23 protein-coding genes and 2 tRNA genes are annotated in these 25,721 nt (G+C 70.9%); 10 read left to right on the plus strand and 15 right to left on the minus strand.

Features of this window, described 5'->3' with window-relative positions:
- The first annotated feature begins 210 nt into the window (after positions 1-210).
- Positions 211-1,158, plus strand: coding sequence for a nucleoside hydrolase (locus tag ACMGFI_RS10235; protein WP_436909407.1), 948 nt, complete (start codon positions 211-213; stop codon positions 1,156-1,158).
- Positions 1,159-1,205: 47 nt separating this feature from the next.
- On the opposite strand, the gene ACMGFI_RS10240 is transcribed toward ACMGFI_RS10235, so the two are convergent.
- From ACMGFI_RS10240 to ACMGFI_RS10250, 3 genes are all read right to left on the minus strand, one after another.
- A tRNA-Val gene (locus ACMGFI_RS10240) sits at positions 1,206-1,280 on the minus strand.
- Between the two features lie 161 nt (positions 1,281-1,441).
- The gene (locus ACMGFI_RS10245; RefSeq protein WP_006885692.1) at positions 1,442-1,687 is read right to left on the minus strand and encodes a DUF7120 family protein; all 246 of its coding nucleotides are present in this window, start codon (positions 1,685-1,687) and stop codon (positions 1,442-1,444) included.
- Between the two features lie 90 nt (positions 1,688-1,777).
- A complete protein-coding gene (locus tag ACMGFI_RS10250; RefSeq protein ID WP_436909408.1) occupies positions 1,778-2,476 on the minus strand; it encodes a hypothetical protein in 699 nt (232 codons plus the stop codon).
- A gap of 427 nt (positions 2,477-2,903) precedes the next feature.
- Between ACMGFI_RS10250 and ACMGFI_RS10255 the strand changes: the two genes are divergently transcribed.
- Complete coding sequence (locus ACMGFI_RS10255) at positions 2,904-3,425, plus strand: type IV pilin domain-containing protein (RefSeq protein ID WP_436909409.1); 522 nt, start codon at positions 2,904-2,906, stop codon at positions 3,423-3,425.
- Positions 3,426-3,639: 214 nt separating this feature from the next.
- The gene (locus ACMGFI_RS10260; protein WP_436909410.1) at positions 3,640-4,185 is read left to right on the plus strand and encodes a type IV pilin domain-containing protein; all 546 of its coding nucleotides are present in this window, start codon (positions 3,640-3,642) and stop codon (positions 4,183-4,185) included.
- A gap of 84 nt (positions 4,186-4,269) precedes the next feature.
- Here ACMGFI_RS10260 and ACMGFI_RS10265 read toward each other — a convergent pair.
- The 3 genes from ACMGFI_RS10265 to ACMGFI_RS10275 all read right to left on the minus strand — a co-directional run bounded on the left by ACMGFI_RS10265 (position 4,270) and on the right by ACMGFI_RS10275 (position 7,127).
- Positions 4,270-4,343, minus strand: a tRNA-Ile gene (locus ACMGFI_RS10265).
- A gap of 159 nt (positions 4,344-4,502) precedes the next feature.
- Positions 4,503-5,084: an FxsA family protein gene (locus ACMGFI_RS10270; RefSeq protein ID WP_436909411.1), complete on the minus strand. Its 582-nt coding sequence runs from the start codon at positions 5,082-5,084 to the stop codon at positions 4,503-4,505.
- 588 nt (positions 5,085-5,672) lie between these two features.
- On the minus strand, positions 5,673-7,127 hold the full coding sequence (locus tag ACMGFI_RS10275; protein WP_436909412.1) for a cytochrome P450: 1,455 nt from the start codon (positions 7,125-7,127) through the stop codon (positions 5,673-5,675).
- Positions 7,128-7,265: 138 nt separating this feature from the next.
- On the opposite strand from ACMGFI_RS10275, the gene ACMGFI_RS10280 reads away from it, so the two are divergent.
- Genes ACMGFI_RS10280 through ACMGFI_RS10290 form a run of 3 tightly spaced genes read left to right on the plus strand, consistent with a single transcriptional unit; the run spans position 7,266 to position 8,945 of the window.
- The gene (locus ACMGFI_RS10280; protein ID WP_436909414.1) at positions 7,266-7,871 is read left to right on the plus strand and encodes an AAA family ATPase; all 606 of its coding nucleotides are present in this window, start codon (positions 7,266-7,268) and stop codon (positions 7,869-7,871) included.
- Positions 7,872-7,890: 19 nt separating this feature from the next.
- Complete coding sequence (locus tag ACMGFI_RS10285) at positions 7,891-8,310, plus strand: RNA-binding domain-containing protein (protein WP_436909415.1); 420 nt, start codon at positions 7,891-7,893, stop codon at positions 8,308-8,310.
- Positions 8,311-8,315: 5 nt separating this feature from the next.
- Positions 8,316-8,945: an HAD family hydrolase gene (locus tag ACMGFI_RS10290; RefSeq protein WP_436909417.1), complete on the plus strand. Its 630-nt coding sequence runs from the start codon at positions 8,316-8,318 to the stop codon at positions 8,943-8,945.
- Positions 8,946-8,977: 32 nt separating this feature from the next.
- On the opposite strand, the gene ACMGFI_RS10295 is transcribed toward ACMGFI_RS10290, so the two are convergent.
- Positions 8,978-10,069, minus strand: a complete 1,092-nt coding sequence (locus tag ACMGFI_RS10295) for a molybdopterin-dependent oxidoreductase (protein ID WP_436909418.1) — start codon at positions 10,067-10,069, stop codon at positions 8,978-8,980.
- A gap of 602 nt (positions 10,070-10,671) precedes the next feature.
- Between ACMGFI_RS10295 and ACMGFI_RS10300 the strand changes: the two genes are divergently transcribed.
- On the plus strand, positions 10,672-11,565 hold the full coding sequence (locus tag ACMGFI_RS10300; protein ID WP_436909419.1) for a MaoC/PaaZ C-terminal domain-containing protein: 894 nt from the start codon (positions 10,672-10,674) through the stop codon (positions 11,563-11,565).
- Between the two features lie 33 nt (positions 11,566-11,598).
- Here ACMGFI_RS10300 and ACMGFI_RS10305 read toward each other — a convergent pair whose 3' ends face one another.
- The 4 genes from ACMGFI_RS10305 to ACMGFI_RS10320 form a co-directional block, all read right to left on the minus strand.
- Positions 11,599-13,020, minus strand: a complete 1,422-nt coding sequence (locus ACMGFI_RS10305) for an outer membrane protein assembly factor BamB family protein (RefSeq protein WP_436909420.1) — start codon at positions 13,018-13,020, stop codon at positions 11,599-11,601.
- Positions 13,021-13,279: 259 nt separating this feature from the next.
- Positions 13,280-14,170 carry a coiled-coil protein gene (locus tag ACMGFI_RS10310; RefSeq protein WP_436909421.1) on the minus strand — a complete coding sequence of 297 codons (891 nt, stop codon included), beginning with the start codon at positions 14,168-14,170 and terminating at the stop codon, positions 13,280-13,282.
- 252 nt (positions 14,171-14,422) lie between these two features.
- Complete coding sequence (locus ACMGFI_RS10315) at positions 14,423-16,297, minus strand: glycoside hydrolase family 2 protein (RefSeq protein ID WP_436909423.1); 1,875 nt, start codon at positions 16,295-16,297, stop codon at positions 14,423-14,425.
- A gap of 288 nt (positions 16,298-16,585) precedes the next feature.
- Entirely contained in the window at positions 16,586-17,401 is an 816-nt protein-coding gene (locus tag ACMGFI_RS10320; protein ID WP_436909424.1) for a polysaccharide deacetylase family protein, read from the minus strand.
- 300 nt (positions 17,402-17,701) lie between these two features.
- Between ACMGFI_RS10320 and ACMGFI_RS10325 the strand changes: the two genes are divergently transcribed.
- The 3 genes from ACMGFI_RS10325 to ACMGFI_RS10335 all read left to right on the plus strand — a co-directional run bounded on the left by ACMGFI_RS10325 (position 17,702) and on the right by ACMGFI_RS10335 (position 19,306).
- Positions 17,702-17,863 (plus strand): hypothetical protein, encoded by a 162-nt coding sequence (locus ACMGFI_RS10325; RefSeq protein WP_179917728.1) that lies wholly within the window; start codon positions 17,702-17,704, stop codon positions 17,861-17,863.
- Between the two features lie 53 nt (positions 17,864-17,916).
- Positions 17,917-18,384, plus strand: a complete 468-nt coding sequence (locus ACMGFI_RS10330) for a DUF371 domain-containing protein (protein ID WP_436909425.1) — start codon at positions 17,917-17,919, stop codon at positions 18,382-18,384.
- A 61-nt stretch (positions 18,385-18,445) separates the two neighbouring features.
- On the plus strand, positions 18,446-19,306 hold the full coding sequence (locus ACMGFI_RS10335; protein ID WP_436909426.1) for an endonuclease III domain-containing protein: 861 nt from the start codon (positions 18,446-18,448) through the stop codon (positions 19,304-19,306).
- Between the two features lie 154 nt (positions 19,307-19,460).
- Here ACMGFI_RS10335 and ACMGFI_RS10340 read toward each other — a convergent pair whose 3' ends face one another.
- The 4 genes from ACMGFI_RS10340 to ACMGFI_RS10355 form a co-directional block, all read right to left on the minus strand.
- Positions 19,461-20,699: a DUF8471 domain-containing protein gene (locus ACMGFI_RS10340; RefSeq protein ID WP_436909427.1), complete on the minus strand. Its 1,239-nt coding sequence runs from the start codon at positions 20,697-20,699 to the stop codon at positions 19,461-19,463.
- A 4-nt stretch (positions 20,700-20,703) separates the two neighbouring features.
- Complete coding sequence (locus ACMGFI_RS10345) at positions 20,704-22,716, minus strand: hypothetical protein (protein ID WP_436909429.1); 2,013 nt, start codon at positions 22,714-22,716, stop codon at positions 20,704-20,706.
- Entirely contained in the window at positions 22,713-23,645 is a 933-nt protein-coding gene (locus tag ACMGFI_RS10350) for a glycosyltransferase (RefSeq protein WP_436909430.1), read from the minus strand. Before ACMGFI_RS10350 ends, ACMGFI_RS10345 begins: the two co-directional genes overlap by 4 nt.
- A 401-nt stretch (positions 23,646-24,046) precedes the next feature.
- Positions 24,047-25,471 (minus strand): oligosaccharide flippase family protein, encoded by a 1,425-nt coding sequence (locus ACMGFI_RS10355; RefSeq protein ID WP_436909431.1) that lies wholly within the window; start codon positions 25,469-25,471, stop codon positions 24,047-24,049.
- Between the last annotated feature and the right edge of the window lie 250 nt (positions 25,472-25,721).

Below are 25,721 nucleotides of genomic sequence, written 5' to 3' on the forward strand. Positions count from 1 at the left end.
TCTTCGATTTTCAGAGACAGCGACCGCGAGCGCGTCGAGGGCTTTCACCGCACACCGTCGAGTGCGGTCGAGTTGAGTGCAGTCGGGCCGAGTGCGGTCGACTCGAATGTGGCGAGAGCATCGGACGCTCACATCGCTCCTCGCAGTCAGTACCGGGCCCCCTCCGCTGGCGACCCCCAGGGGCTTACGTCCGGCTCCCGATATCGGGGTATGCGACGCGTCATCGTCGACACGGACACGGCCGGCGACGACACCCAGGCGCTGGCGCTTTCGGTCCTGACCGACCGGCTGTCCGTCGAGGCCGTCACGGTCGTGGCCGGCAACGTCGCCTTCGACCGGCAGGTCGAGAACGCGAAGTACACCCTCTCGCTCGTCGACGCGAGCGATATCCCCGTCTACGAGGGCGCCCGCTCGCCGCTGGTCAAATCCCACGAACACGCCACCGAGATCCACGGCGAGGGCGGCCTCGGCGGCGACCTGTTCCCCGAGACGGGCATCGACTCCGCCGAGGGGTTCGCGCCCGACGAGATCGTCGCCCGCTGTCGCGAGTCGCCGGGCGAGGTCACCCTGCTCTGTATCGGCCCCCTGACGAACCTCGCGCTCGCGCACGCCCGCGAGGAGTCGCTCCCGGAACTGATCGACGAGGTGTGGGTCATGGGGGGCGCAGTCGAGTGCCGGGGGAACGTCACGCCCGCCGCCGAGTTCAACGTCTGGGCCGACCCCGACGCGGCGAAGCGGGTCGTCGACGCCTTCGACGTGACGCTCGTCGACTGGGGGCTGTGCCTGCGGACCGCGCTCGGGCCCGACATCCTCGACGAGATCGACGCGATGGACACCGACCTGGCCGACTTTTTCCGCGAAGTGACCACGGTCGTCCGCGAGCGGGGCGAAGCCGGCGGCCTCGACGGGATCACCCAGCCCGACGGCCTGACCGCGGCGCTGCTGGCCTATCCCGAACTCCGCGAGCGCGTCGAATCGTACCCCGTGGCCGTGGACGACCGCGAGGGCCTCACCCGGGGGTACACGAGCGTCGATTTCGAGGGCGTGACGGGCGAGCCTGCGGACACTCGGGTCGTCGAAGCCGCCGACTCGGAAGGGTTCGCCGACGCGGTCCTGGCGATGCTCCGCGACCGCGACCCCGACGCTGCCTTCGAGTGACGCCTCGCTCGACGGACGCGTCGCTCACGAACGTGCTTCAGTAGAAGTGGGTTGGGGCGGATTTGAACCGCCGGCCTCCTCCATGTCAAGGAGGTGTCATAACCAACCTAGACCACCAACCCTCGCGTGCTCACCTGCCGCATCTACGCGTTGACGGCAGGGATAATTGAAGGTTTCGAAGACGGGACGCCGATCGGGGTCGATCCGCGCGACGGCACCGGCTTCCAGTTCACCTGCTCGGCAGGCGAGGCCCAACAGGGTTGGCCGGAGCGGTCGACACCGCTCAGAACGAGAAGTCGTCGTCCTCCTCGCGCATCCCGGGGTCCTCGGCGGTGTCCCACATGTCGTCGGCGAACTCGTCGGCCATGTCGGTCTCGGCGACCTCCTCGCCGGTGTCGCGGGTGTAGGCGTCCAGTCCCATCGAGAGCAGTTCCTCGACCGCGGCCTCGCGGCTGACGAACTCCTCCTCGGTCATGCGTTCGAGCTTCGTGAATACGTCCTCCGGGAGTGATACTTCGACTGTGGGCATGGGTTGTCGGTTTACACTCGGGAGTCAAGTGTTTTGAGTATTTGGGCTGTGCGGGGCACCGCCCGTGCCCGACCGCCGGTCTCGGTCGAGTTACTCGGCAGCCGTGATCGACAGCTCCACCGTCGCGGTCGCGCCGCTCGCACCGCCCCCGGAGTCGGTCGACTCCGAGTCGCCGCTCATCGTTTCGGTCTCCATCGAGTCCGTCGCCGTCGAGTCCGCCGCGGTCGCGTTCCCGCTCGTCGCGTCCGTCGGCTCCGGGGTCGCGGTCGGCGTCGCGGTCGGCGTCGGTTCGGGCGTCGGCGGCTTGGCACGCCCCATCTCGGAGTTGTCGAAGGTCAGGTAGTACGTCCCCTCGCTGATGTCGGCCGACGAGGACCCCTCCATGTTCTCCTGGATCGTGTGCGCGGAGTTGTAGTTGACCTGGTAGCCCTGCTCGAAGTAGCTGAACTCCCCGTCGCGGATCATCAACACGTCGATCGCCGGGCCGCTCGTGACGGTGAACTCGTATTTGAGCGCGCCGCCGTTCGGGAACGAGAACTGATACGCCTTGTGCTCCCCCGCGGGGATCTCGATGGTCTCGTCGATCTCCTCGACGATCTCGGTCACGTCGGTGTGGTTCGGAAACGGCCCGGAGTTGCCGCCGCCACCGCCGCCACCGCCGCCGCCGCCACCGCCGCCGCCACCGCCACCACCACCGCCGCCACCGCTCGAGCCACCGTTTCCGCACCCTGCCAGTGCCGTGAGACTTGCCGCACCCATCGCCAGGACTGCACGACGTGTTCGAGCCATGGGGCCAGGTACCGCCTTCCACTACAAATATGTGTCGACCGCTAACACACGTGTTAGCGGACGCGAGCGGACGCTCACCGGCGGAAGTAGTCTCGTGCTACCCGCGCCCGCGCCGATCCGTCGGCCGGCGGACGACCATCGGTTCGTGTCCCCATCCGGCCCGATCGGAACGAAAACAGTCACTAATTTATGTTTTGGAGTAAATATTAACGTCATTTCGGTTCTGACAGGGGTGTTCGGCAGTTTCACGGGCGTTATCAGATCGGATTACTGCCGTTCAACGGGGCCTTGAACGGCGAAACCCCGGGTTGAATCGGCGATTTCGGGAAAACGCAGTCCCGGGTTTATGTGGGTAAGCGGAAACTACTCGGATAGCATCTCGCAGGGGTGTGCGTGTCAGCGCGCCACAGAGATGCGGTGAACACACATGGACATCAAGCAACTCTTCGACGACGACGACGCGGTGTCGCCGGTCATCGGCGTCATCCTGATGGTCGCGATCACGGTGATCCTCGCGGCCGTCATCGCGTCGTTCGTCCTCGGTCTCGGGAATCAGGCACAGCAGGGCGCACCGACTGCAACCATCGGCTTCGACTACGAACAGGACAGTGACTTGGACGATGGACCGGCTGGAAATCTGACCATCTCACACGACGGGGGAGACACCATCCGGGCCAGCGAACTGTACATCCGCGGCTCCGGTTTTAACGACGACTACAACGAGAGTGCTGGTGGTGTCAGTTACGAGGTAGACCGCGACTCCGCGGGCTCGTGGGCCCGGACCGCAGATGACGGACCGAACCCCAATTACGGGCCTGAGTCCGAGATCACGTCCGGTAACCGTATCGTCGTTGCCGTCGAGAGCAACTACGAGATCGACGTCGTCTACCAGGCGCAGGAAGGCGACACGTCCTCGACGCTGAACAGCGACGAAGGCCCCGACGCCTAATCCGCGTCACTTCTTTCCGCTTTATCGCCACCGGGTAGCGACGGCTCTCGCGGTCGGAGATTCCGTCCCCGCTGTCGCGCCGTTCCAACCCCCGCCTGAACGGCGGACACGTCGGCTTGAACGGCGAGGAACGCGGAAACGACGGGGTGAACTTATGTGGGTAACCTGGGGGCGTGCGGGTAACACTGCGCAACTACGTGGGTGCTGGTGGACAGTGAACATCAACGGGTTACTCCTGGACGACGACGCGGTGTCGCCGGTCGTCGGCGTCATCCTGGTGATCGCGATCACGGTGCTCCTCGCGGCCGTCATGGCGTCGTTCGTCCTCGGGTACGGGAACCAGACCGGGCCGGACACACCGACGACGACCTTCGAAGACCGATTCACGCCGGCCCCCGACCACGAGGAGTCGGGCTACGCGACGATCGCCCACCAGGGCGGCGACGCCGTCGCGGCCGACACGCTGTACGTCCGCGGGTCGGGGTTCAACGCCTCCGACACCGCCCACGGGAACCGGCAGTCGTCGGACTCGCTGGACGTGCAGGACGAGTTCTACGAGAACGGACGGACAGTGCGGCTCCACCTCAACGGGACCGGGTTCTGGCCCGCCGACCGCACCTCCGGCGAGGAGAGCCGGATCGTCACCGAGGACTCGATCAACGTCCCCGTCGACCGCGACTACGAGCTGTTGCTGGTGTATCGCTCGCCCCAGAACGGGACCTCGTCGATCCTCTACACGGCCGACGGTTCGGGCGTCTGACCGTCTCTGTCGACGGCAGTTCTGGTTCGGAAGGGGACGCGGATCGGTCGCTCCCCGTCGGCTGACGAGCGTGTAGAAACTGAGTGGGCCAACGCGGATTTGAACCGCGGACCTCCCGGTTATCAGCCGAGCGCTCAACCTAACTGAGCTATTGGCCCGTGCTCGGCGCATCCATACGTTCCCGATGGGGGACTTTAACAGTTACCCTTCGGCATCGACAGCCGCGCCGTGTGGCGGTTCTGTGGTACCGTTCCACAGGCCCGGTGTCGCGCTGTGGGTGGTGCCGACCGCTCGGTCGAAGCCGCGCCGGTGGTCGGTTAGTCGAAGCCGCGGCGGTCGTCGGAGTCGTCGTCTTCGAAGTCGATGTCGTAGGCCTCCTCGTCGAGGTCGTAGGCGTCGCCGTCGGAGGGGCCGGCGGGGCCGGGACCCTGCCCGCCGGCGTTGGGACCCTGGCCGCCGACGTTGGGGCCGCCCTCGCCGCCGAACGGGAAGCCGCCGATGTAGACGTTGCCGGTGGCGAACCCGCCGCTCTTCTTGTCCATGTAGGGGACGAGGATCTTCTCGCGGACGACCCAGCGGACCGGAGCCCGGGTGAACGGGACGAGCAGCAGGATGCCGATGGCGTCCGTCACGAGCCCGGGCGTGAGCGTCAGCGCGCCGGCGACCAGCAGGAACGCGCCGTCGAGCAGTTCGTTCGTCGGGAGTTCGCCGGCGGCGAGTTTCTGTTGTATCTTGCGGATGGTGTGGCGACTCTCCGCGCGGACGAGCAGCAGGCCGAGGAGGGCGGTCAACACGACGAGGAGGATCGTCAGCGGGGCGCCGATCTGGGTCGCCACGAAGACGAGAAACAGCGAATCCAGTAGCGGCACCAGCAACAGCAACCCCACGTACCGGAGCATACCCCGACTTGTCACCGACGCCTCAAACACTTTTCGAGGCGGTCGATCCGGACTTCGAGGTCCAGTCTCACCGTGTTCTCCTGTCTCAGTTGTGATTACTGCACTCGACGGTGAGCGATGAAAGCCCTCGGCGCGCTTGCTCTGATCCGACTCGACCGCGCTCGATAGCAAGCGATGAAAGCCCTCGGCGCGCCCGCTCTGATCCGACTCGACCGCGCTCGCTAGCAAGCGATGAAAGCCCTCGGCCCGCTCGCGGTCGCTGAGGCGGGATATCCGCGCTCTCCGCACCGCTCGCGCGGATAGTGCCCGCTCAGACGACTACACGAGCGCGAGCGCGCCTCGCCCTTTCAGTCCACCAGGACAGCACTGCACCAGCAACCACACCGCAACCGCACAGCACCGCAGACGGCCACGACCCTCCCCAGCCGATTGCGCTCCGCACGCCGCAGGCGTGCGGTGCTCATCCCTCGCGCGGCTACGTCGCGCGCATGAAAGCGCGCGACAGCGCGCGCCACGGCAGACGGATGTCCCGTGGCGCGTCTCTCTCGGGGTATCCCGCCCCGTTTCGACGCGACACTCGGTCCCGGGCTACCGCTCGCGGAGAGTCACTTCGAGCGGCTCCTGGGGCTGGAGAGTGATCTGCATCGAGAGGTCGAGCGGCGGCTCGGTGACCGACTCGAACGCGAACCGGCCGGCGAGCGTCGCGAGCACGAGCTTGGCCTCCATGAGCGCGAAGCGCATCCCGATGCAGTGGCGCGGGCCGCCGCCGAAGGGGTAGTAGGCGTACTCCGGCAGGGACTCGCGGAACGCGTCGGTCCACCGCTCCGGGCGGAAGGCGTCGGGATCGTCATACCACCGGTCGTCGCGGTGGACGACCCACTGGGGCATCGAGATGGTCGACCCTTCCGGGATCCGGTACCCGCCGAGTTCCACGTCGCGCGTGGGCTCGCGGAAGACCGTGTAGGCCGGCGGGTAGAGCCGCAGCGCCTCGTCGACGACCCGGTCGAGGTAGTCCAGTTCGAACAGATCCGCGGCCCCGGGCCGCTCGGCGTCGGCGGCGCTGCCCTCGCTCCCGTCGCCCAGCACCGAATCGAGTTCCTCGTGCAGGCGGGCCTGCCGCTCGGGGTCGTTCGCGAGCAGGGTGATGGCGTACGAGAGCGTGAGCGCGGTGGTCTCGTGGCCGGCGAACAGGAAGGTAAAGAGGTGGTCGCGGATCTGTTGCTCGGAGAGCCCGCTCCCGTCGGCGGGCTCGCCGGTTCCGTCGTCGGGGTCGATGGACAGCAGGATGGAGAGGAGGTCGTCGAACTCGTCGTCGCTGGCGCGGCGGGCGGCGACGATGTCGGAGATAGCGTCGTCGAACTGGGCGACGGCTCGCCGGCAGCGGCGGTTGGCGGGCGTGGGGACCCACAGCGGGAGCAGCGCGGAGAGCGAGCCGGCGTCGAACCGGTCGGAGATGGCCGCGGCGGCGTCGCGGATGGCCGACTCCCGGCCGCGGATGTCCACGTCGAGCAACGTCTTCGCGAGGATCTCGAGGGTGAGCGTCCGCATCTCCTCGCTGACGGCCAGCGGGCCGGCCTCGGAGTCGCGGTCGGCCCAGGCGTCGGCGCGCTCGTCGGCGAAGCGGGCCATCATGTCGGCGTAGGACTCGACGCGGTCGCGGTAGAAGGAGGGCTGGAGGGCACTGCGGTGGGCCTGCCAGGCCTCGCCCTCCATCAGGAAGAGGCCGCCGTCGGCGACCTGTCCGAGCGAGTCGCGGATGATCGAGGCGCGGCGGTAGTCGGCGTCGTCGGTGACGAGCACCCGCTCGATGTCGGCGGGATGTTTGAGCATGACGCCGTCGCTCGTGGCGACGCGATAGGTGACCACGTCGTCCTCGTAGGCGGCGCAGCGCGCGTAGAACGCGAGCGGGTCCCGGAGGAACTGGACGGTGTTGCCGACCACCGGAACGCCGTCGGGACCGGGCGGCCGGTCGCCGGCCGTGGACTGCCGGAGCGTTTCGGCGTCCGTCCCTCCGGTTCCGTCGGCGGCGTCGTGGGTTGCCATCGAGCGGAGATAGGTGCTCCAGCGGTATCGTCCTTCGGCCGAGTACGCTCGACCGTTTAAACGCGGGGGTCGTGGCGAGGCGGTGAGCGCGGGACGGACAACGCAGTCCTTATGCGGGCCGTTCCAGTACATCCGGCGATGACAGTCATCGGGATCGTCGGGCTGCCCGGTAGCGGGAAGAGCGAGGCTGCGGCGGTCGCGCGGGAGGCGGGCGTCCCAGTCGTCACGATGGGCGACGTGATCCGTCAGGCCTGCCGCGACCGCGGGCTCGACCCCGCCACTCACCACGGCGAGATGGCGCGGACCCTCCGCGAGGAGAACGGCCCCGACGCCATCGCCCGGGAGTCGCTCCCGCTCATCGAGGACCACCTCGAAGACGCGGACACCGTCGTCGTCGACGGTATCCGCTCGGACGTTGAGGTCGAGCGCTTCGTCGAAGCGTTCGGCGAGGAGTTCACGCTCGTCGAGGTCCACGCGCCCGCCCAACTGCGCGCCGAGCGCCTCGACCTGCGCGGCCGCGACGCCTCCGCGGAGGAGGGCGGCGAGTCCCTCGAAGAGCGCGACGAGCGCGAACTCGGCTTCGGGATGGGCGAGGCGATGGCGATGGCCGACGTGACCGTCGAGAACGACGGGAGCCTCGCGGAGTTCCAGGCCGCCGTCGAGCGCCTGCTCGCCGACGGTCCCGGGGCCGTAGCGGACGACGCGAACGAGGGCGACACGGACGAGGCCGACACCGACGAATGACCACACGGGAGACACAGCCATGAGCACCGTCTACTCCGTCGACGTACAGATCACCGCGCCGGTCAACGACACCGAGGTCACCGACAGGGTCGCCGACGCGGTCACGAACCTCTTCCCCGGCGCGGAACTCGACCACCAGCACGGCGAACTCGTCGGGACGGTCCACGACCTGGAACACCTCTCGGAGTCGCTGCACCGCCAGGAGATCCTCGACACCGCTCGGGGGGTCTTCTTCGAGAACCTACGGGGCGACACCTTCTCGTTCGACCTGAAGAAGCAGGCGGCCTTCGAGGGCGTCGTCAACTTCGCCGTCGGCGACCCGAGCGAGCTCGGCGACATCCACGTCCGCGTTCGCGTGAACGAACCGGACGCCGAGTCGTACATCGACCACGTCGCCCCGCCCACCGAGGACGGCAGACCGGTCGATACCGGGGAGTAGCACCGATGGCGGCGGTCTTCTTCGACGTGGACGGGACGCTCGTCCGCTGGCGCGGCGACTACGCGGACGTGCTCGCCGACGCCTTCGAGCGGGCCGCGGGCGAATCCCGTGACGCGTGGCTCGACGGCTACGACGAGCGGTTCTTCCACCACTTCGGCGCGTTCGCCGACGATCCCTACCGCCGCGCGTTCGCGGACGTGTGCGACGACCACGAGGTCGACGCCGAACCCCGAGACCTGGCCGAGGCGCTCGTCGTCGCGGAGTTTGACGCGGTCGAACCCGTCCCGGGCGTCGAGTCCGCCGTCGAGGCCCTCGCCGACCGCCACACGCTCGGAATTCTGACCAACGGCATCCCCGACGTGCAGTTCGGGAAGGTCGCCGAGATCGGCCTGCTGGAGCACTTCGACGCCCGCGTCGCCTCCCACGACCCGGAAGTCGAGGCGACCAAGCCCGACCGCGACATCTACGAGGCGGCGAAGGCACGGGTCGACGCCGAGCGGTACGTGATGGTCGGCGACGACCGCGAGCCGGACATCGACGGCGCCCGCGAACACGGCTTCGAGACGGTCCACGTCGACGCGACCGCCGCGGACCTGTCGGCCCCCGACTTCCGGACCCTCGCGACGCTGCTCTGACTCGTCCGTTCTCTCGCCTTCGCCGACGGCGATCAGCCGTCGTACCAGCTGACGAAGACGGCGATCCACTCGCCGAGTTCGCGCCGGCGGGTCACGCGGACCGACTCGACCCACTTGACCCACTGGAAGCCGCGGCGCCCGGGCGCGACCAGCCGTAGCGGCGCGCCGTGGCCGTGGCTGAGTCGCTCGCCGTCGACGTGGGTCGCCAGCAGCGCGTCTTCGGCCTCCGAGAGCGGGAGGCTCCAGCGGTAACCCGTCACCGAGCGGAACTGCACCCAGGTCGCTCCCTCCTCGGGGTCGGCGGCGTCGAGGAGGTCGCCGACGCGGATCCCCCGCCAGTCGTGCTCGGAGTACCAGCCGCTCGTGCAATCGAGGAGGGCGCGCCGCTCCGTGGGGTCGACCGTCGACCTCGGGTCCTCCCCGCCGGTCACGTCGTCGTCGGACAGTTCCAGCGACTCGCTCACCCGACCGTCGACGGTCAGCGACCACGCCCCGCGGTCGACGGGGTCGGGGTCGTCGGCGACCCACGAGGTGACGGGGAAGCCGTTGCCGTCGTCGCTGCCCCGCTCGCGCGAGCCGGTGAACCGACGCTCGGCCCCGGCGGTGTCGAAGACGCGGTTGGCGACCTCCTGGGCCTGCCACGCGACGGCGCCCGACCCGACCAGCGCGGCGTACCGCAGGGCGTTGCGCCGGTCGGAAACGGACTCCCGCGTCGGCAGCGCGAACCGCTGGCGGAGGTGGACGAGCAACAGGAGGGGGACGAGCAGTCCCAGTCCGATGTGGAGGTTCAACAGCCCCCACGGACCCAGGTCGAGTCGCCCGCCGAACACCCACCAGACGCCGGTCGCCAGCGCCGCCGTCGCGGCGACGCCCAGAAGCGCCGACAGCAGCCGCGTCGCGTCGAGGGCGCCCGGGCGGAGCCGGCGGCGCACCCGCCGGAGTTTCCAGCCCAGCAGGACCACCGTCGTCAGCCCCGCCACCGCGTGTACGTCGAACACCCAGGCGCCCGCGGGCCGACCGGAGACGAGACTCACCGCGCCCGTCGCGAGCAGCAGGACCACCGCCGCGAGCAGCGACGCGTCGACGATCCGTGGCGGCGGTTCGATCCGCGGCAGCCGGCTCATCGGTCGCCGTTAGGACTCCATCGGCTTGACTGGCGGGGTCGGCTTGACCGGACTCGACGGTGTGCGGTGAAAGCCCTCGGCGCGCTCGCTAGGAGTGACCGTGATCGCTCTCGACAGCAGGCACTGAAAGCCCTCGGTGCGCTCGCGGTCGCTGAGCGGGATATCCGCGCTCTCCGCACCGCCCGCTCACGGCACAGCCGTTCGCTTCGAGGCGCACGGCGCCTCGCACCGCGCGGATAGTGGCCCGCTCAGACGACTGAACTGGACGCGAGCGCGCCTCGCCCTTTCAGTCCACCAGGACTGCGACCGCAACAGCACCGCAACCGCCCCGCACGGTACCGCAACCGCCCCGCACGGCACCGCAGACGGCCACGAGCCTCCCCAACCGATTGCGCTCCGCGCGCCTACGGCGTGCGGTGCTCATCCCTCGCGCGACTGTTTCGAGCGGCCCGCCCAGAGGCGGGCACGCTCGACAGCACGCGCCGACCGCACTGCCACCGCAACCGCGCCGCAACCGCACCGCCACGGAAACTATCAACCACTGGCCGTCGGCCTCGTAGCGCCCACATTCTCAAGAGGGATCCGGTCGAACGGGCGACACGATGCTTCGCCCGCCCGCGGTCACGGAACTGATGGAGGAGGCGGAGACGGCGCCGACCGACGAGTCCGCGCTGGCGGTCGCGCGGCGGCTCGACGAGCCCGGCGTCGAGGCGGTCGTGGTCGTCGACGCCGGCGAAGTCGTCGGCATCGTTACCGAGTCGGACGTTGTCGCGCTGGTCGCCGACGAGCGGGATCCGCAAGGGCTGACGGCCGCAGACGTGCTGTCGAGTCCGGTCCACACCGCCGCGCCCGACGAGTCGGTCGTCGACGCCGCCGAGCGCCTCCGCGCTCACGGGATCGGAGTCCTGCCGGTGGTCGACGGCGGGGAACTCATCGGCGTGGTCACGACGGCGCTGTGCTCGCAGTACCTCCCGCACGTCCGCCGGGCCGCGCCGGAAACGGGGGGCGACGGCGACCGTGTCCGCGAGACCGAGCGCGCCGACACCGCCTACGAGAAGGCCGACTGGTCGTTCGAGTACGTCGGCCACCCCGACAGCATCGAGGTGGGCGACGTGGTGCGGTTCTCGAAGCCGCTCGACGAGGCGGAGGTCGAGGCGTTCGCCGACGCCAGCGGCGACACGAACCGCCTGCACCTCGACGACGAGTACGCCCGCGGCACTCGCTTCGGCCGGCGGATCGTCCACGGCACGCTCGTCGCCGGCGTCGTCAGCGCCGCGCTCGCCCGACTCCCGGGCCTCGTCGTCTACCTCTCCCAGGAGGTCAGCTACTTGGGTCCGGTCGACATCGGCGACCGGGTCACCGCCGCCTGCGAGGTGGTCGAGGAGGTCGGCGAAGACCGATACCGTCTCACGACGACAGTCACCGACGGCGACGACGAGACGGTCGTCGACGGGGAGGCCGTCGTCCTCGCCGACCCGATCCCGGAGACGGCCTGAGCGGGAGCCGGCGGTTCCCGGTCGCACTCTTGCTCATTCGCCCGGATCACCCAGCGCGTAGACGGTTCCCGCCGCGTCCCCGACGAAGACGCGTCCGTCGACGACGGCGGGGTCGCTCTGGACTGCGCCCTCGGCTTCGAACCGCCAGCGCACGTCCCCGGTCTCGGCGTCGAGCGCGAGCACCGACCCGGCGTCGGTCCCGACGTAGACGCGACCGCCGACGACGGCCGGCGAGGACTTCACGGGGGCGCCGGCCTCGTGGCGCCACCGCTCGCTCCCGTCGGCCGCATCGAGCGCGAGCACCGACCCGGCGTCGGTGCCGACGAAGAGCGTCCCGTCCGCGACGGCCGGCGAGGAGAAGACCGTTCCGTCCGTCTCCCGGACCCAGCGCTCGATCCCGGCGAGCGCGTCGACGGCCGCGACACCGCCGGGGCTGGCGCCCGCGTAGACGACGCCATCAGCGACCGTGGGACCGGACCACGTCCGGGTCCTCCCCGGCCCGGCATAGGTCCACTCCTCGCGTCCGGTTCCGGCGTCGACGGCACAGAGGCGCCCGGCGTAACTCCCGGCGAACACCCGGCCGTCGGCGAGCGCGACCGGCGTGACGACGCCGAGGAACCCCCCCGCGTCGAACCGCCAGCGCTCGGCCCCGTCGGCGGTGTCGACGGCGTAGACCCGCCCGTCCGTCGCGCCGAAATAGGCGGTGTCGTCCGCGACGGCCGGGCCGCTCCGCACCGCCGTCGGCCCCGCTCGGTCCCCCGCGACCGAAAACGACCACCGCTCGCTCCCGTCGGCCGCGTCCAGCGCTGTCAGCGTTCCCTGCTCGTCGCCGCAGTAGACGACGCCGCCCGCGACCGTCGGCGTCGCGCGCACCGCGTCCCCCGCGTCGTGGGTCCACCGGGTCGCGGCCGCCCCGGCCGACTCGGCCGCCCTCGTCACCGTCCGCGGGGCACCGGCCCCCGCCGCGCCGGGCCCCGCCGCGGACAGCGCGGTCACCGCCCCCGCTTCGCTCCCGGCGTAGGCGACCCCGTCGGCCACCGCGACCGACCCCCGGACCGCGCCGCCGAGGGCGACCGACCACGCGGGCTCGGCGGACACCGTAGCCTCGACGATGGGGCCCGTCCCCTCGGGCCGCCACCCCGTCCGCGCGTCGTCGCCCTGGGCCACCGGCCACCCCTCCGGCGGGGGCGTCGCCGTCCGCGTCCCGGTCTCGGTCCCACGCTCCGGGGTCCGGTCGACCCCGTCACGCGGCGTCCGCGGCGCCGGCGATACGGGGTCGGTTGCGGTGTCCGTGGCCCCTCCGTCGACCGGCATGGGCGAGACGGTCGGCTCGTCGCCGGCCGCTCCGAAGAGGGAACAGCCGCTCAGCGCGCCTGCACCGACCGCGAGACTCCACCGGAGCAGGGACCGCCGCGTCCGCTCGCCGCCGGCGTCGCCGTCCGCCCCTCGAACCATGTGGTGGGTCTCGCGGCCCGTCGGCAAAAAGTCGCGGGACGCGCGAGCGGTCCGCCGGCGACCGCTGGCGGGGACGGCGGTCCGACCCGAGCGGCGGCCACGCGGTCAGACCTCACCGGCGGTTACGCGGTCATACTTGCCTTGCGGTCACGCGGCCGACCGGAACGGCGGCTGCGCCGTCCGGCTGGAGCGACGGCTCCGCCGTTCGGCCGAAGCGGCGGCTACGCGGCGTCGAAAATCGCAGAAGAGCCGGTCGCAGTTACAGCAGCCCCGTCTTCTGGAGCTTCATCAGGTCCTCGGTGTCGAGGGTCTCGCCTTCCTTGAACTTCTGGTAGATCTCCTCGGCCTCCTCGCGGGCGGCCTCCTCCTTCTCCTGGCGGGCCTCGCGCTCCTCTTCCTCTTCCTTCTTGTCGAGCTCGCGCAGGCGCTTCTGGACGCGCACGAAGTCCTCGTGGTGCTGGTCGGCGGCCTCCTGGGCCTCCACGAACTTCTCGTGCATCTCGTCGGCCTCGTCGCGGATGTCGTCGGCCTCGCGGTAGGCCTCGATCATCTGGTTGTGGTGCTCCTGGGCCTCGTCCGCGAGTTCGGTGACCTTCTGGTGGTGCTTGGAGGCCTCAGAGCGGATCTCCTCGGCTTCCTCCTTGATCTCCTCGAGGTCGCCGCCCTGGTTGAGCTTCTCCTTCTTCTCGGCGAGCTTCTCGCGCTTCTCCTCGATCTTCTCGATGAGCTCGCGCTCGTCCTCGGCCGAGAGGACCTCGGTCTGCTGTTTGAACTCCAGGTCCTCGATCTCCTCTTCGAGCTGTTCGATGTCCTTGCCCTCGTCGAGCTCGAGCTCGTCCCGCTGCTCTTCGACCTCGTCGAACAGCTCGTTGGCCTCGGCGTTGAGCTCGTTGCGCTTCTCCTTGTGTTCCTGGACCTGCTGGTTGAGCTCGTCGCGCTTCTCGCGGTGCTCCTGGGCCTCGTCGACCTTCTCGCGGGTCTTCGCGTTCAGGTCGTCGCGCTCGGAGGCCCGCTCGGAGGCCATCTGGTTGAGTTCGTTCCGTCGATCCCGGAGCTGTCCCGCGAGCTTGATGAGCTCGCCCTTGGACTTGTTCTCGAGATCGTCGTCTGTCACCGATACGTTCTTGGATTCGTCTATCGAGTCTGCCATAATTGAACCTCTATGCCATACCCGCTCCGGCGCGTGACAGGCTCACCGCTACGGAGTGGCTGACGCCGACAACAAGAGTGTCCTGTCATGCTGGTCGTGGTCGAATGCGATACAGCCGGAACGCCGGAGACGTTCTGGTACCCGGATATTGCGCCTCCCCCTGTTTAAATATTCCGGTGGCCTATGTGGCTGTTTCACACCCCGACGCGCCCGAGAACGGCACGTCAGGGCTTACCACACGGTAGGAACGACCTATAAACGATAGGTGTTCTCGACGCCGGCGTCGCCGACCCGGAGTGAGAGGTCGACCGATGAGGCCGACTCCGGGACGGAGACGGTGCCGACGGCCGCCCGCGCGCCCGCGTCGACGGTCGCCTCCAGTTCGCCGGAGTCGTCGCCGGCCTCCCAGCGCACGGTTCCGGAGATAGCCTCGGGGGCGTCGTTGGCGACGACGACCTCGCACTCGCCGGGGGAGGCGCCCACGAGGAACGCCTGGACCGGCTCGAACGCCGCCGCGAGGCTGTCGGCCGCCTCCTTCGGGGTGCCGTCGCGGGCGTAGACGCCCATCCCGGCGTCGCCGGCGTCCCGGAGCGCGTTCGCGACGACGACCGGCGCGCCGTCGGTCCGCAGCCGCTCGGTGATCCCCCTGACCAGTTCGGCCTGGTAGGCCTGGGAGGCCTCGGGGTCGTCGCTCCCCACGACCGCGTCGTGTTTCGCCCGGTCGAACCCCGCGAGGTCGGGCCCGCTCGCCTCGTCCGCCTCGGTCGGGTCGACGCCCTCGGGGAGCGACTCCGCACCGAACTCGCCGACGGCGCCGTCGAGGTCGTAGCGCTCGCGGACCCACTCCAGGTCGTCGACACCGCCGTAGTCCCAGCCCGGGTACAGCGCCGCCGCGTCGGGGTCCGTGCCGGGCTCGCCGACGACGGGGTACACCGCGACGCCGTCGGGGACGGCCCCGGCGACTTCCTCGGCGGCGCCGCGGTCGTAGTCGGCCCGCCACACCCGGTAGCGGAAGCGCAACCGGTCGACCAGTCCGGATCCGACCCGCTCGGCGAAGGTGTCGGTCGGCCCGTCGTGGACGCCGACCGCCGCGAGGCTCGGGTGGTGGGCGTAGGTGCCGACCAGCCGCTCGGCCAGGTCCTTCCCGCGCGCGATGTCGAACACGCCGGGGCCGGTCAGCGGCAGGTCCTGCCAGACGAGCAGGCCCGCCTCGTCGCAGGCGTCGTACACCGCCTCGGGCAGCGCGTGAGCGTGCGCCCGCACGAGGTTCGCGTTCACCTCGACGGCCCGCTCGGCGTCGGCGACCGCCGCGTCCGCCAGCGCGACCCCGCGGACGGGCACGTCCTCGCCGTTGACGCGCAGGCCGCCCGCCTCGGTCCCCTTGACGGTCGCGATCCCGGTCGTGCTCGTCCGCGCGGCGTCGCCGAGCTTCGCGCGCACCTCGTAGCGGTGCTGGCGCCCCATCCCGCGGGGCCACCACAGCGACGGGTCCCGGATCTCGATGGACTTCTCGACGACCGCCCGCTCGCCGGCTGCCGCCGAGACGCTCGCACGGTCCATCATCCCGCGACCCCTGCGGTCGCCGGCGGGCTTGGTGGTGAGCGTCAGCCGGTCGTCGAACGGCTCGCCGGCGTACACCTCGACGGCGGCGTCGATGGCCGCCCCCTCGTCGGTCGCGCGCGGCCGCAGGTCCACGTCGACGACGAACGGGTCGGGGTGGGCCGTCACGTCGACGCCCCACCAGATCCCCGGAACCGACCGGTCGGCGGGGACCCGGTCGGTGTCGTGGATCCCGCCGAACCGATCCTCGGGCGCCCGGCACTCGACGACGAGTTCGTTCTCCGCCTCGGGCTCGAAGGGCACCCGCACGGGCTCGAAGACGGCGTCGGGCTCGGCGACCAGCTCGTCGTTGAGCCAGACCTCGGCGGCGGCGTAACAGCCCCGCAGTTCCAGCAGCGCGAGGTCGTCGTCGGGGTCGCGCGGGTCGTCGAAGACGGTCCGGTAGGCGACCCGGTCCTCGCCGGCGAACGCGGCCGGGCGGCCCGGGACCTCGACCGACCGCCACTCCCCGGGCGCCGGCTTGCCGCCGCCGGGGTCGACCGCCGCACCGCTCCACTCACTCGGCATACCAACGTCCGCGTCCCCCGGTGGTATATCAGTTACGTCGCGCCCCGACAGCGCACCCGCGCCGGTCCACGATCCCCCCGCGGGCTCACGATCCTCCCGCGGGTTCGCGAACCTCGCATCCGGGACTGACCGCTCCCGGTCGACTTCCGTCGGGTCCGCGGCCCCGACGGCCGACCGGCGGGACACCCCCGCGGGCGCGCGGACCGTCTCATACGGATTCTTGCAAGCGTTTCCCGGGTCGACCGCACGCAGTCGTGCGGTCGATCCCGGAATGTCTCGTAATCCGTATCAGGCCTTCCCGTAGTTGCCGCCCTCCGCCTGGCCGTCCCCGCCCGAGCGGATCAACCAGAGGCCGTACTTGCCGACGTTCGTGGCCGCGTCCTTGGCGACCTCGCCGACCCACTCCGGGTACGAATCCGCCCACCGGTTCGGGTGGACGAGCAGGTACAGCCGCGGGTGTCGCCGGCTCTCGACGAGGTCGATCAGGTCCTCGGTCGACTCGACCTGCTCCGGTTTCGCCGACGGCCCGACGGGCCAGTCGTTGACCATCGTCTTCTCGTCGTACCAGGTCCGGTTCGTGTCCGAGAAGTACACGACCTCCGTGAAGTCGACCGAGAGGTACACCTCGCCGGCGAGGTCGTACTCGTCGAACGCCGCGTCCTCCCAGAGGTCCCGGTTGTCGTACGGCGTCAGCGGATTCCCGTGCATCGACACCGTGTCGACGTCGACGTGGTCGCGGAACGCCCGCAGGTTCTCGGCGAACGACTCGCGGGCGGCGTCGATGTCCCCCTCCACCGCGTCGACGTCCTCGTAGTGGTACCCGACCTCGTGGCCCAGCTTGGAGACCTTCCGCATCAGCTCCGGCTCGAAGGTCTTGTCGATAGCCCTGAAGTAGTAGCTCGCGGAGACGCCCGCCTCGGCTTCGAGCCGGGCCAGGTCGAGCGCGTTCTCCGGCTTCCGGTCGATGTCGTGGCGCATGACGAGGAACCGCTCGGGGAGCGTCTCGCTGTCGACGTACTCCCGGACGGTCAGCGTCCGGTAGTCGTTGGCGACGACCGCGTCGAGCAACCGCTCGTAGATGTCGTACGTGAAGTCTCGATCCATAGCTGTCGGTCACCCCGAGGTGGCGCGCAGTTCGAGTTAAGTATAGAGCGCTTTCGGAGCCTGCGGCCCGCCTCCCCCGGATTTATCGTTCCCCTTCGGCGTCTGACGCCCGCCACCGCTTCCCCTTCCGCCCCGCCGCAGCGCCCACCCGGCGGGCGCTCGCTCGCCCGTCCCGGCCGGGCGACCACTTCCGCTTCGAGGACCGCGGTACGGGAGCGGGTACCCCGTCGATGTCCGGCGATTATACTTTCACTCAGGGTACGGCTCGGGTTGATATGTCACCGGGTCCAACCTCGGGGTATGTTGAGCGAGATAGCCTGCCGGTGCGAGGCGGCGAACTGCTCGCGGAAGCTCACCGACGGCGACTGTATGCTCGTCTTCCGGACCGAGGGCGGCGAGCGCCGCGCATACGAGTGCGCGTGCGGACACGTCACGGTCACCGTCGCCGCCCCGAGCGAGTGACTCCGGCCGGTCGAGTCCGACTCCCTGAAGTGACCTCGTCCGAACCCTCGGGTATGAGCGACGACACCGCCGCCGATCCCTCGAGCGACGCCGACGACGCCTTCACGGAGGTCGTCCGCGCCCGCGGCCACGAGAACGTCAGCGCCGAGCACGCCAGCACGCTGGAGTTCACCAGCGACGACTACCTCACGCCGGCCGGCGACTGCATCCTCGCCGTCGAGGCCGACCGCGTCCCCGCGGACTTCGACGAGGCGTTCGTCGACGCCTGCCGGTCACACGAGGCGACGATCACGGCGACTATCGAGGCCGCGGGCCACAGCCACGAGGTGACCGGCCGCGGCCACCCCGACCTGTCCTTCGAGAACGAGCGCAGCCACGTCATCCGGACGAGCGACTACGTCGACGACCGGACCGTCGCGGTGGACGCGTCGGGCGCGGCCGCCGACGTGGACCGGGACCTCGTGGCGGCGCTGGCCGACGGGGCAACGGCGACGCTCCGGTTGCGGGTCGACCCGGCCTGAGCGGGCCGACCCGAACGCGGGACGCGGGACGGTTATGGGGGTCCGGCCCCGACTTTCCCTCATGAGCGACGGAGCGGCCGACGGAGACGGGGACCCGGAACCCGCGGAGAACATCAGCGGCGGCGCGGCCGGCGGCGGCGAGGCCGCGGCCTTCGACCCCGGCGACGCCGAGACCCGGGCGGAGGCCGTCGTCGACCGCCTCGGGGAGATGTACTGGCAGAAGGCCTACGGCGGCCGGGACGGCTTCGAGTGTCTCGTCCGCACGATCCTGAGTCAGAACACCTCCGACGTGGCGAGCCAGCCCGCCCACGACGCGCTGATGGATCGGTACGGACCGGACGGCGAGGCGGGCGACGACTCGGCGGGCGGCGACCTCGCGGAGTCGCTCGCGGAAGCGGACCAGCAGACTCTCGCCGAGACCATCTCCTCGGCGGGGCTGTACAACCAGAAGTCGGAGCGCATCGTCGCGCTGGCCGAGCGGGTCCGCGAGGAGTACGGCGGCGCCGACGGCTTCGACGAGTTCGTCAAGACGGGCGACCCGGGCGAGGTCCGCGAGACGCTACTCGATATGAACGGCGTCGGCCCGAAGACCGCCGACTGCGTCCTCCTCTTCTCGGGCGGCCGCGGCGGCGTCTTTCCCGTCGACACGCACGTCCACCGGATCGCCCGGCGGATGGGGCTGGCGCCCGCCGACGCCGACCACGAGGGCGTCCGCGAGGCGCTCGAACGGGCGGTTCCCGGGGAGAAGTGCGGCTTCGGCCACACCGCGATGATCCAGTTCGGCCGGGAGTACTGCTCGGCGCGGGAGCCCGCCTGTCTCGACGACCCCGAGGCCTGCCCGCTCGCGGATCGCTGCGACCGCGTGGGCGTCTCGCCGGCGACCGGCGAGGTCGTCGACCCGGCGGACGCCGCCGGGGACTGAGCGGCGGCGGCCGGCGGAACTGGGAGAGCGCCAGCGGGCCGACCCGGCGAAGTCGGCGGAGCGGGAGGGCGAAGCGTCGGCGGGACGGCCGCGTGGCGCCAGCGGGGACGGTCGCGTGGCGGTCGAGACGGACCGGGACCGGGTGAGGGGTCCGTCAGCCGTCGGCGAGCGCGACCGTGGCGTTGCCGGCAGTCGCGTTGCCGGCGGTGGCGTTACCAGCGGTCGCGTTACCGGCAGTGACGTTCCCGGCAGTCGCGTTACCGGCGGTGGCGTTACCGGCAGTCGTGTTGCCAGCGGTCGCGTTGCCAGCGGTCGCGTTACCGGCAGTCGTGTTGCCGGCGGTGGCACCGGCAGTGACGGTCCCGGCAGTCGCGTTGCCGGCGGTGGCGTTGCGGGCGGTCGCTATCGGGTCGTCGACGTACCAGATCTGCATCGTCCGGTAGGCCGACGCGGCCGCGGGGCGGTCGGGCGCGTCGCCGCGGTAGAGGTACGCCCGCAGTCGGACGGCCGACCCGTTGTCGGGCGGTCGCGGGTCGAACTCGACGAGCGTCCGGGCGCCGTCGCGGAGGGTCACCTGGCGACGGGCGCGCTCGGTCGCGTCGCGGACGGTCGTCTGATTGCCCTCGGCGGTGACCGTCTCGCGGACGAAGACGACCGTGTAGTCGGTCCGCGACCCCTCGCCGTTGACGACCCGGACGTACAGCGGGCGGTCGGTCTCGACGGCGTCGGTGTAGTTGGCGGTGACGTACTCGCCGGTCCCGTTGGCGGTCAGCGCGAGGAACTCGGTGAACTCCTCGTCGGTGCCGGCCCGGTCCGTGTCGGTCGTGGCGAGGACGGCCGTCGCGCCGACGGCGGTGGCGACGAGCAGCAGGCCGAGCACGAACGTCGCCGAGAGCCGCGGGCGGAACGCGCGGGCGACCGACCGCGACGGGAGCGAGGGGCCGTAGCGCAGCGGGGCAGGCACGCGCCGGCGGCGGACGGCGGCGGCCGCGACCGCGAGTAGCGTCGCGGCGGTCAGGCCGGCGAGCATCGGGACCGTCCGGATCGGCCACGGGCTCGCGTTGACGGCGAGGGCGACCCCGGCGACTGTCACGACGCTGAGGACGACCGAGAGCCCGAGGCGCGCGGCCGAACCGAGCGGGTCGACGGACCGGCCTCCGCCGTGAGAGTCGGCCGCCCGCAGCCGTTCGGGGTCGGTCCGACCGCCGCGCGGGTAGAGCGCGACCGCGAGGGCGTAGCCGGGCGCCAGCAGGAGCACGGGCAGGCCGAGCGCGACGCGGAGCGGGGCGAAGTCGACCGGCAGGACGACGGCGGCGTCGAAGGCGACGACCAGGGCGACGACCGCCGCGAGGTCGAGCCAGCCGTGCCGTCCCGAGTCTGCGTGGTAGCTCATACTGTCAGGTCCCCGGTCGAGTGCAGAGTTCGGCGTTCTGGTTGTCGTAGACGCGGTTGCTGCCGACGGGGCAGATCTGGTCGCGGTCGACCTGCCGGGTCACCGCGAACCCGCCCTCGGTGACGAACATGGGCGCCCCCGTGGACTGGTAGTCGCGGTAGACGACCCGGTCGTAGGGTGGGTCCGTCCCGTCGACGCGGGAGAGGTTGACGGTGTCGCTGAAGAAGGCGCCGCTGCTCTTGAACGCGGTCCGCCACGGGTGGTCGGTGTACACCACCTCCTCGCTGGCGGGCGTGGTCGCGCCGATGGTCTCCATGGCGGCGATCTCCGACTCCGTGTAGGCGTACTTCGACCACTGCTCGTCGAACGTCGGGTCGTCCAGCGTCGCCTTCTTCGCGGTCACCATGGCGAACGGGAAGACGGCCAGGAGGACGACGAGCGCGGCGGTCGCCGCCCGCGCCGAGAACTGCAGTCCGAGGTACCGCAGGCCGGCGGCGCCCGCGATGGCCATCAGCGCGTAGGCGAACGCGAACCACCGGCCGGGCAGGAACGTGCGGATGCCGAACAGCGGGAGCCCGAGCGCGAAGAACAGCATCGCGCCGATGCCCACCACGACCGTGTGCGACGCCTGCGGCGAGCGGTGGCGCCGGACGAGCACGAGGCTCCCGAGCACCGCCACGAACAGCATGAGGAGGAACCCGACGGCGTCGAGGTACGTCGCTACCCTGGCCATCAGCGTCGTCGTCGGCCCGCCCCCGCCGGCGGCGCTCGCGCCGGCGGTGCCCTCCGGCCCGGCGAGGTTCAGGAACCCCGCGGAGGTGCGGATCGTCCGCAGCAGGAGGGCGGTCATCCGGCTGATGAACGACGTGCCGGCCGTCGGCGTGACCGCCCAGACGCCGCCGGTGAACAGCGCGTGGAAGACGAAGACGCCGTGCAGCGGGACCACGCTGGAGACGGTCCCGGAGGCGCCGTCGGTGATCGGGTCGCCCGACTCGGCGACGGTCGTCGACCCGGTCACCCCGCGGGACGGCGTCGCCCAGTCGACGTGCCCGACGAGCACCTGCGCGACCACGGCCGACCCGACGAACACCAGCGAGACGAACGACGACACCTGGTGAGTGAGCGTGATGGCGACGACGCAGCCGAGCAGGACCGCCCAGTCGGCGAGCCCGGTCTCGGCGTGGAGGAGCCGGGTCGTCGCGAAGACGATCGCCAGGAAGAAGACGAGCCCGAGGCTGGTGGGGATGACGTGCATCCCCCACCGGATCGCCTGGTCGGTCATCGCGAACGCGGCGGTCGCGAACAGCGCCCAGCGGGCGTCCACGAAGTAACGGGCGGTCCCGTAGACGAGCAGCACCGAGAGGACGACGACGCTCCCGAGGACGAGATACAGGCTCAGGCGCAGCGGGACGCCCAGCAGCTCCGACCCGGTGACGTTCACGAGGTGGTGGACCGGCGCGAAGAAGTACTTCTCGCCGGCGATGGCCCCGAGCGACCCGGCCTCCCGGACCGACGCGGCGAACTGCAGGGTGTGCTCCCAGCTGTCGACGCCGACGAAGCCGGGCGTCGTGAACATACCGGTGAACCGCACCGCGAACGCGTGGGCGACGACCTGGGCGAGCACGAGCCGCTCGTCGAGCGCGTCGTCGGCGAGGAAGGCGATCTGAAGCAGGATCGCGGCGCCGACCGCTCCGCTCAGGACGAGCACGCCGAGGGTCCGGGTGCCCTCGAGGACCGCCAGGGTGACAACCGCGATCAGCCCGATCCCGGTCAGCTCGGCGGCCGCGAGGCCGCTCGCGTCGAGCGTCCACCGGCGCCGGTCGGCGGCCAGGTCCCTGCGGACCGAGAACAGGTACGTCCCGCAGGCCAGCCCGAGGACGACCGGGACCGTCCGCACGTAGACCGAGGAGGTCAGCACGGCGAGCGGGAGCAGTCCCAGCGCGAGGACGAGCCCGGCGACGGCGACGACGAGGTCGAACCGGCCGGTCGGGAGCCAGGCGGTCGGACGGCGGTTCACGCCGCCGTCACCCCCCCGTCGAGCGCGCTGTCGTAGACGGACAGGAGCCGCTCGCCCATCCGGTCGAGACCGAACGCCCGCGCCCGCTCGCGGCCGGTGGGCTCGTCGGCGTCGGCGAGGGCCGCGACGAGCCCCTCGGCCAGCTCCGCGTCGGTGGCGCCGACCCGCGAGCAGTCGGCGCCGTCGAGCAGGTCGGGGACGTCCCCGACCGGCGTCGCGACGACCGGCAGGTTACAGGCGAGCGCCTCCTTGACGGCGTTGGGCGACCCCTCGCGCTCGGAGGTCAACAACAAGGCGTCCGCGGCGTTCATGTACGTCGGGACGGTCTCGTGGGGGACGCCCGACACCGCGTGGAGTTCGACCCGGTCGTCGACCGCCTCGCGCGCCCGCTCGACCACCCGTTCGGCCCGGGGGTAGTCCTTCTCCTCGCGGCCGGTGTCGTACGGGAAGAGGACGTGTTTCGCGTCCCCGTCCCACCCGACCGCCTCGCGGGCTTCGCCCTGCGGTTCCGGCGCGAATCGGTCCGTGTCGATCCCGTGGGGGACCACGGCGGCGTCGCCGTCGAGCGCCGCGGCCATCTCGTCGGACATGACGACGACCTCGTCGGCGAAGCGGGCGCAGCGCTCGCTGACGGGGCCGTAGTTGCCTAGGAGATCCGAGCCCCACAGCGACAGCACGACCGGCCGGACGGGCTGTGCGAGCGCCGCCGGGGCGGTCAACCCGTAGTTGGCGTGGACGAGGTCGAACTCCCGCCCGGACGCGGCCCGCAGCACCCGGCTGTAGAAGCGGACGTAGTCGGCGACCGAGCGGCCGTGGCTGTCGCCCGGCACCGCCACGACGGTACAGGAGACGCCGTTGCGTTCGAGCACCTCGACCTGCTGCTCGAAGAAGGGCCGCCGCGACGTGACCAGCTGGAGCGTTCGGACCATCTATCGTACCACCGGCCGTTGGGCGCCGCTCGCGGGTCGCGCCGACGCGGACGGGCGGCCGACCTCGGCGCTCGGCCCGCCCGGGTCGCTCGAACCCCTCGGGTGTGTGATGATATCGGTCCCGTTCACATCCCCACTCACCCCCCAATCTCCCATTGTAATGATGCGGCTACGCCGTTCGAACCCGAACGTACCGCCGCGTCGCACCCAGAGCGGTCCCGAGTCTCGCCCGGAAAAGAGTGTATAACGGCCGCGAGACGTCGATTCGGGTCGACAGAACGTCCCACCGACCGATATCTGTCGGGCGGTCGACGAAAGGCGAGAGGGAGACCGAACCGGCGGGGCGGACGGGGGCGCCGCCCCGCGTCGGGCATCTTCGACGCCGCCGCCCGTCACCGCCGTCACGACAGCGACCCGGTCACGTCCTCGACGACGCCGCGCATCTCCAGGCGGATCCCGTCGTTCGCGAGCAGGAGGGCCGCGTAGATGGCGACGCCCGCGGCGACGCCGAGGGCGACGCGCTGCCAGCCGCCCGGGAGGTGCGGGCGCAGGGCGTAGACGGACAGCCCCATGACCGTCGCCGCGGCGGTGCTCCAGGCGATCCGGCCCCAGGGGACGACCACGTCGACGAACCGGGTGACGTAGGTGAGCGCGACCGCCGCGGCGGTCGCCGCCGAGAGCGTGGTCGCGACGGCGGCCCCGAGGATGCCGAACTGCGGCACCAGGGCGAGGTTCAGCACGAGGTTCACCACGATCGCGGCCATGCTCCCGCGGTAGCCGAGGCTGGGCTTGTCCATCGCGAACAGCGACGGGCCGAGCACGAGCTGGACCGACCGCAGGATCTTCTCGGTCATGAAGACGACCAGGACGGGGTAGGCGACCACCGTCTCGGGACCGAACAGGCTCCCGAGCACGTCGCGGCCGAGCACGACCGCGCCGGCGAACGCGGGGATGGTCATGTACAGCGGGATCTGGAGCCACTTCCGGAAGGCGGACTCGATCTCGTCGATGCGGTCCTCGGAGTGCCACTGGGAGATCTGGGGGAACAGCGACGTGCGGATCGCCTGGGTGAGCATCATCGCGACGCTGGCGACGCGCCAGGCGATCTCGTAGGCGCCGACGAGGTCGACCCCGACGAACAGCCGGAGGATCGCCACGTCCATCCACTGGTAGACGAAGCCGCCGACGTTCCCGATGAACACGTACCGGCCGAAGTCGACGAGGCTCCGCGCCCGAGCGAAGCTCGGCAGCCCGACCGACAGATCCATCCGGACGAGCGCGCCCAGCGCCGTCGCGAACCGCCCGGCGACGTAGGCGACGATGAGCGCCTTCGCGCCCCAGCCCTGCTCGACGAGCGCGACGCCGACGGCCACCCAGGTGAGCTTGCCGAGCACCTTCAGCGCGGCGTTCTTGTCGACGCGCATCTCTCCCGCGAGCAGCCGCAGCGACAGGCCGCGGCTCTGGGCGGCGACGAGCCCGACCACGACCAGCGGGACGGCCCCCTGGACGCTGACGTAGGACTCGACGTGGGGCGTCAGCAGGACCAGCGCGGCGATCCACGGGAGCATCAGCGCCACCTTCGTGAGGGCGGCGGTGGTCAGCACCTCGCCGGTCGGCGCCTCCGCCGAGAGCTGTTTCTCGCTGGCCTTCGAGATGCCCAGGTCGATCGGGATGCCGAGCATCCCGACGACCGCCTGGAAGACGAAACACGACCCCATCGGGCCGGTCCCGAGCCGTTGCGTGAACCAGGCGATGGCGGCGAACTCGACGAGCGCGAGGACGATACTGCCGGAGAACAGCTTCAGGATGGAGTCACGCAGGTTCATGAGCTACGTCGGGGCGACCGCGGCGGACCGCCGCCGCGCCTCGCGGACGCGGCGACGCCGCCCGGTCCGACGGGCGACGGGGACCTGTCGACGCTGTCCGACCGACTCGCGCGGGCGCCGGCGGCCCGATCGGACCACCGGCCGGAGGATGGGCCGGCCGAGGGTCGGCCGACTCGCGCGGAGGTGAGTCATCACTCCCCCGTCCGGAACCGCTCCCCCTTGTTAAACGGCCGTTACCGGCGAGTAAGAC

The organism is Halosimplex marinum, from assembly GCF_051414075.1.
Classification (GTDB): Archaea; Halobacteriota; Halobacteria; order Halobacteriales; family Haloarculaceae; genus Halosimplex; species Halosimplex marinum.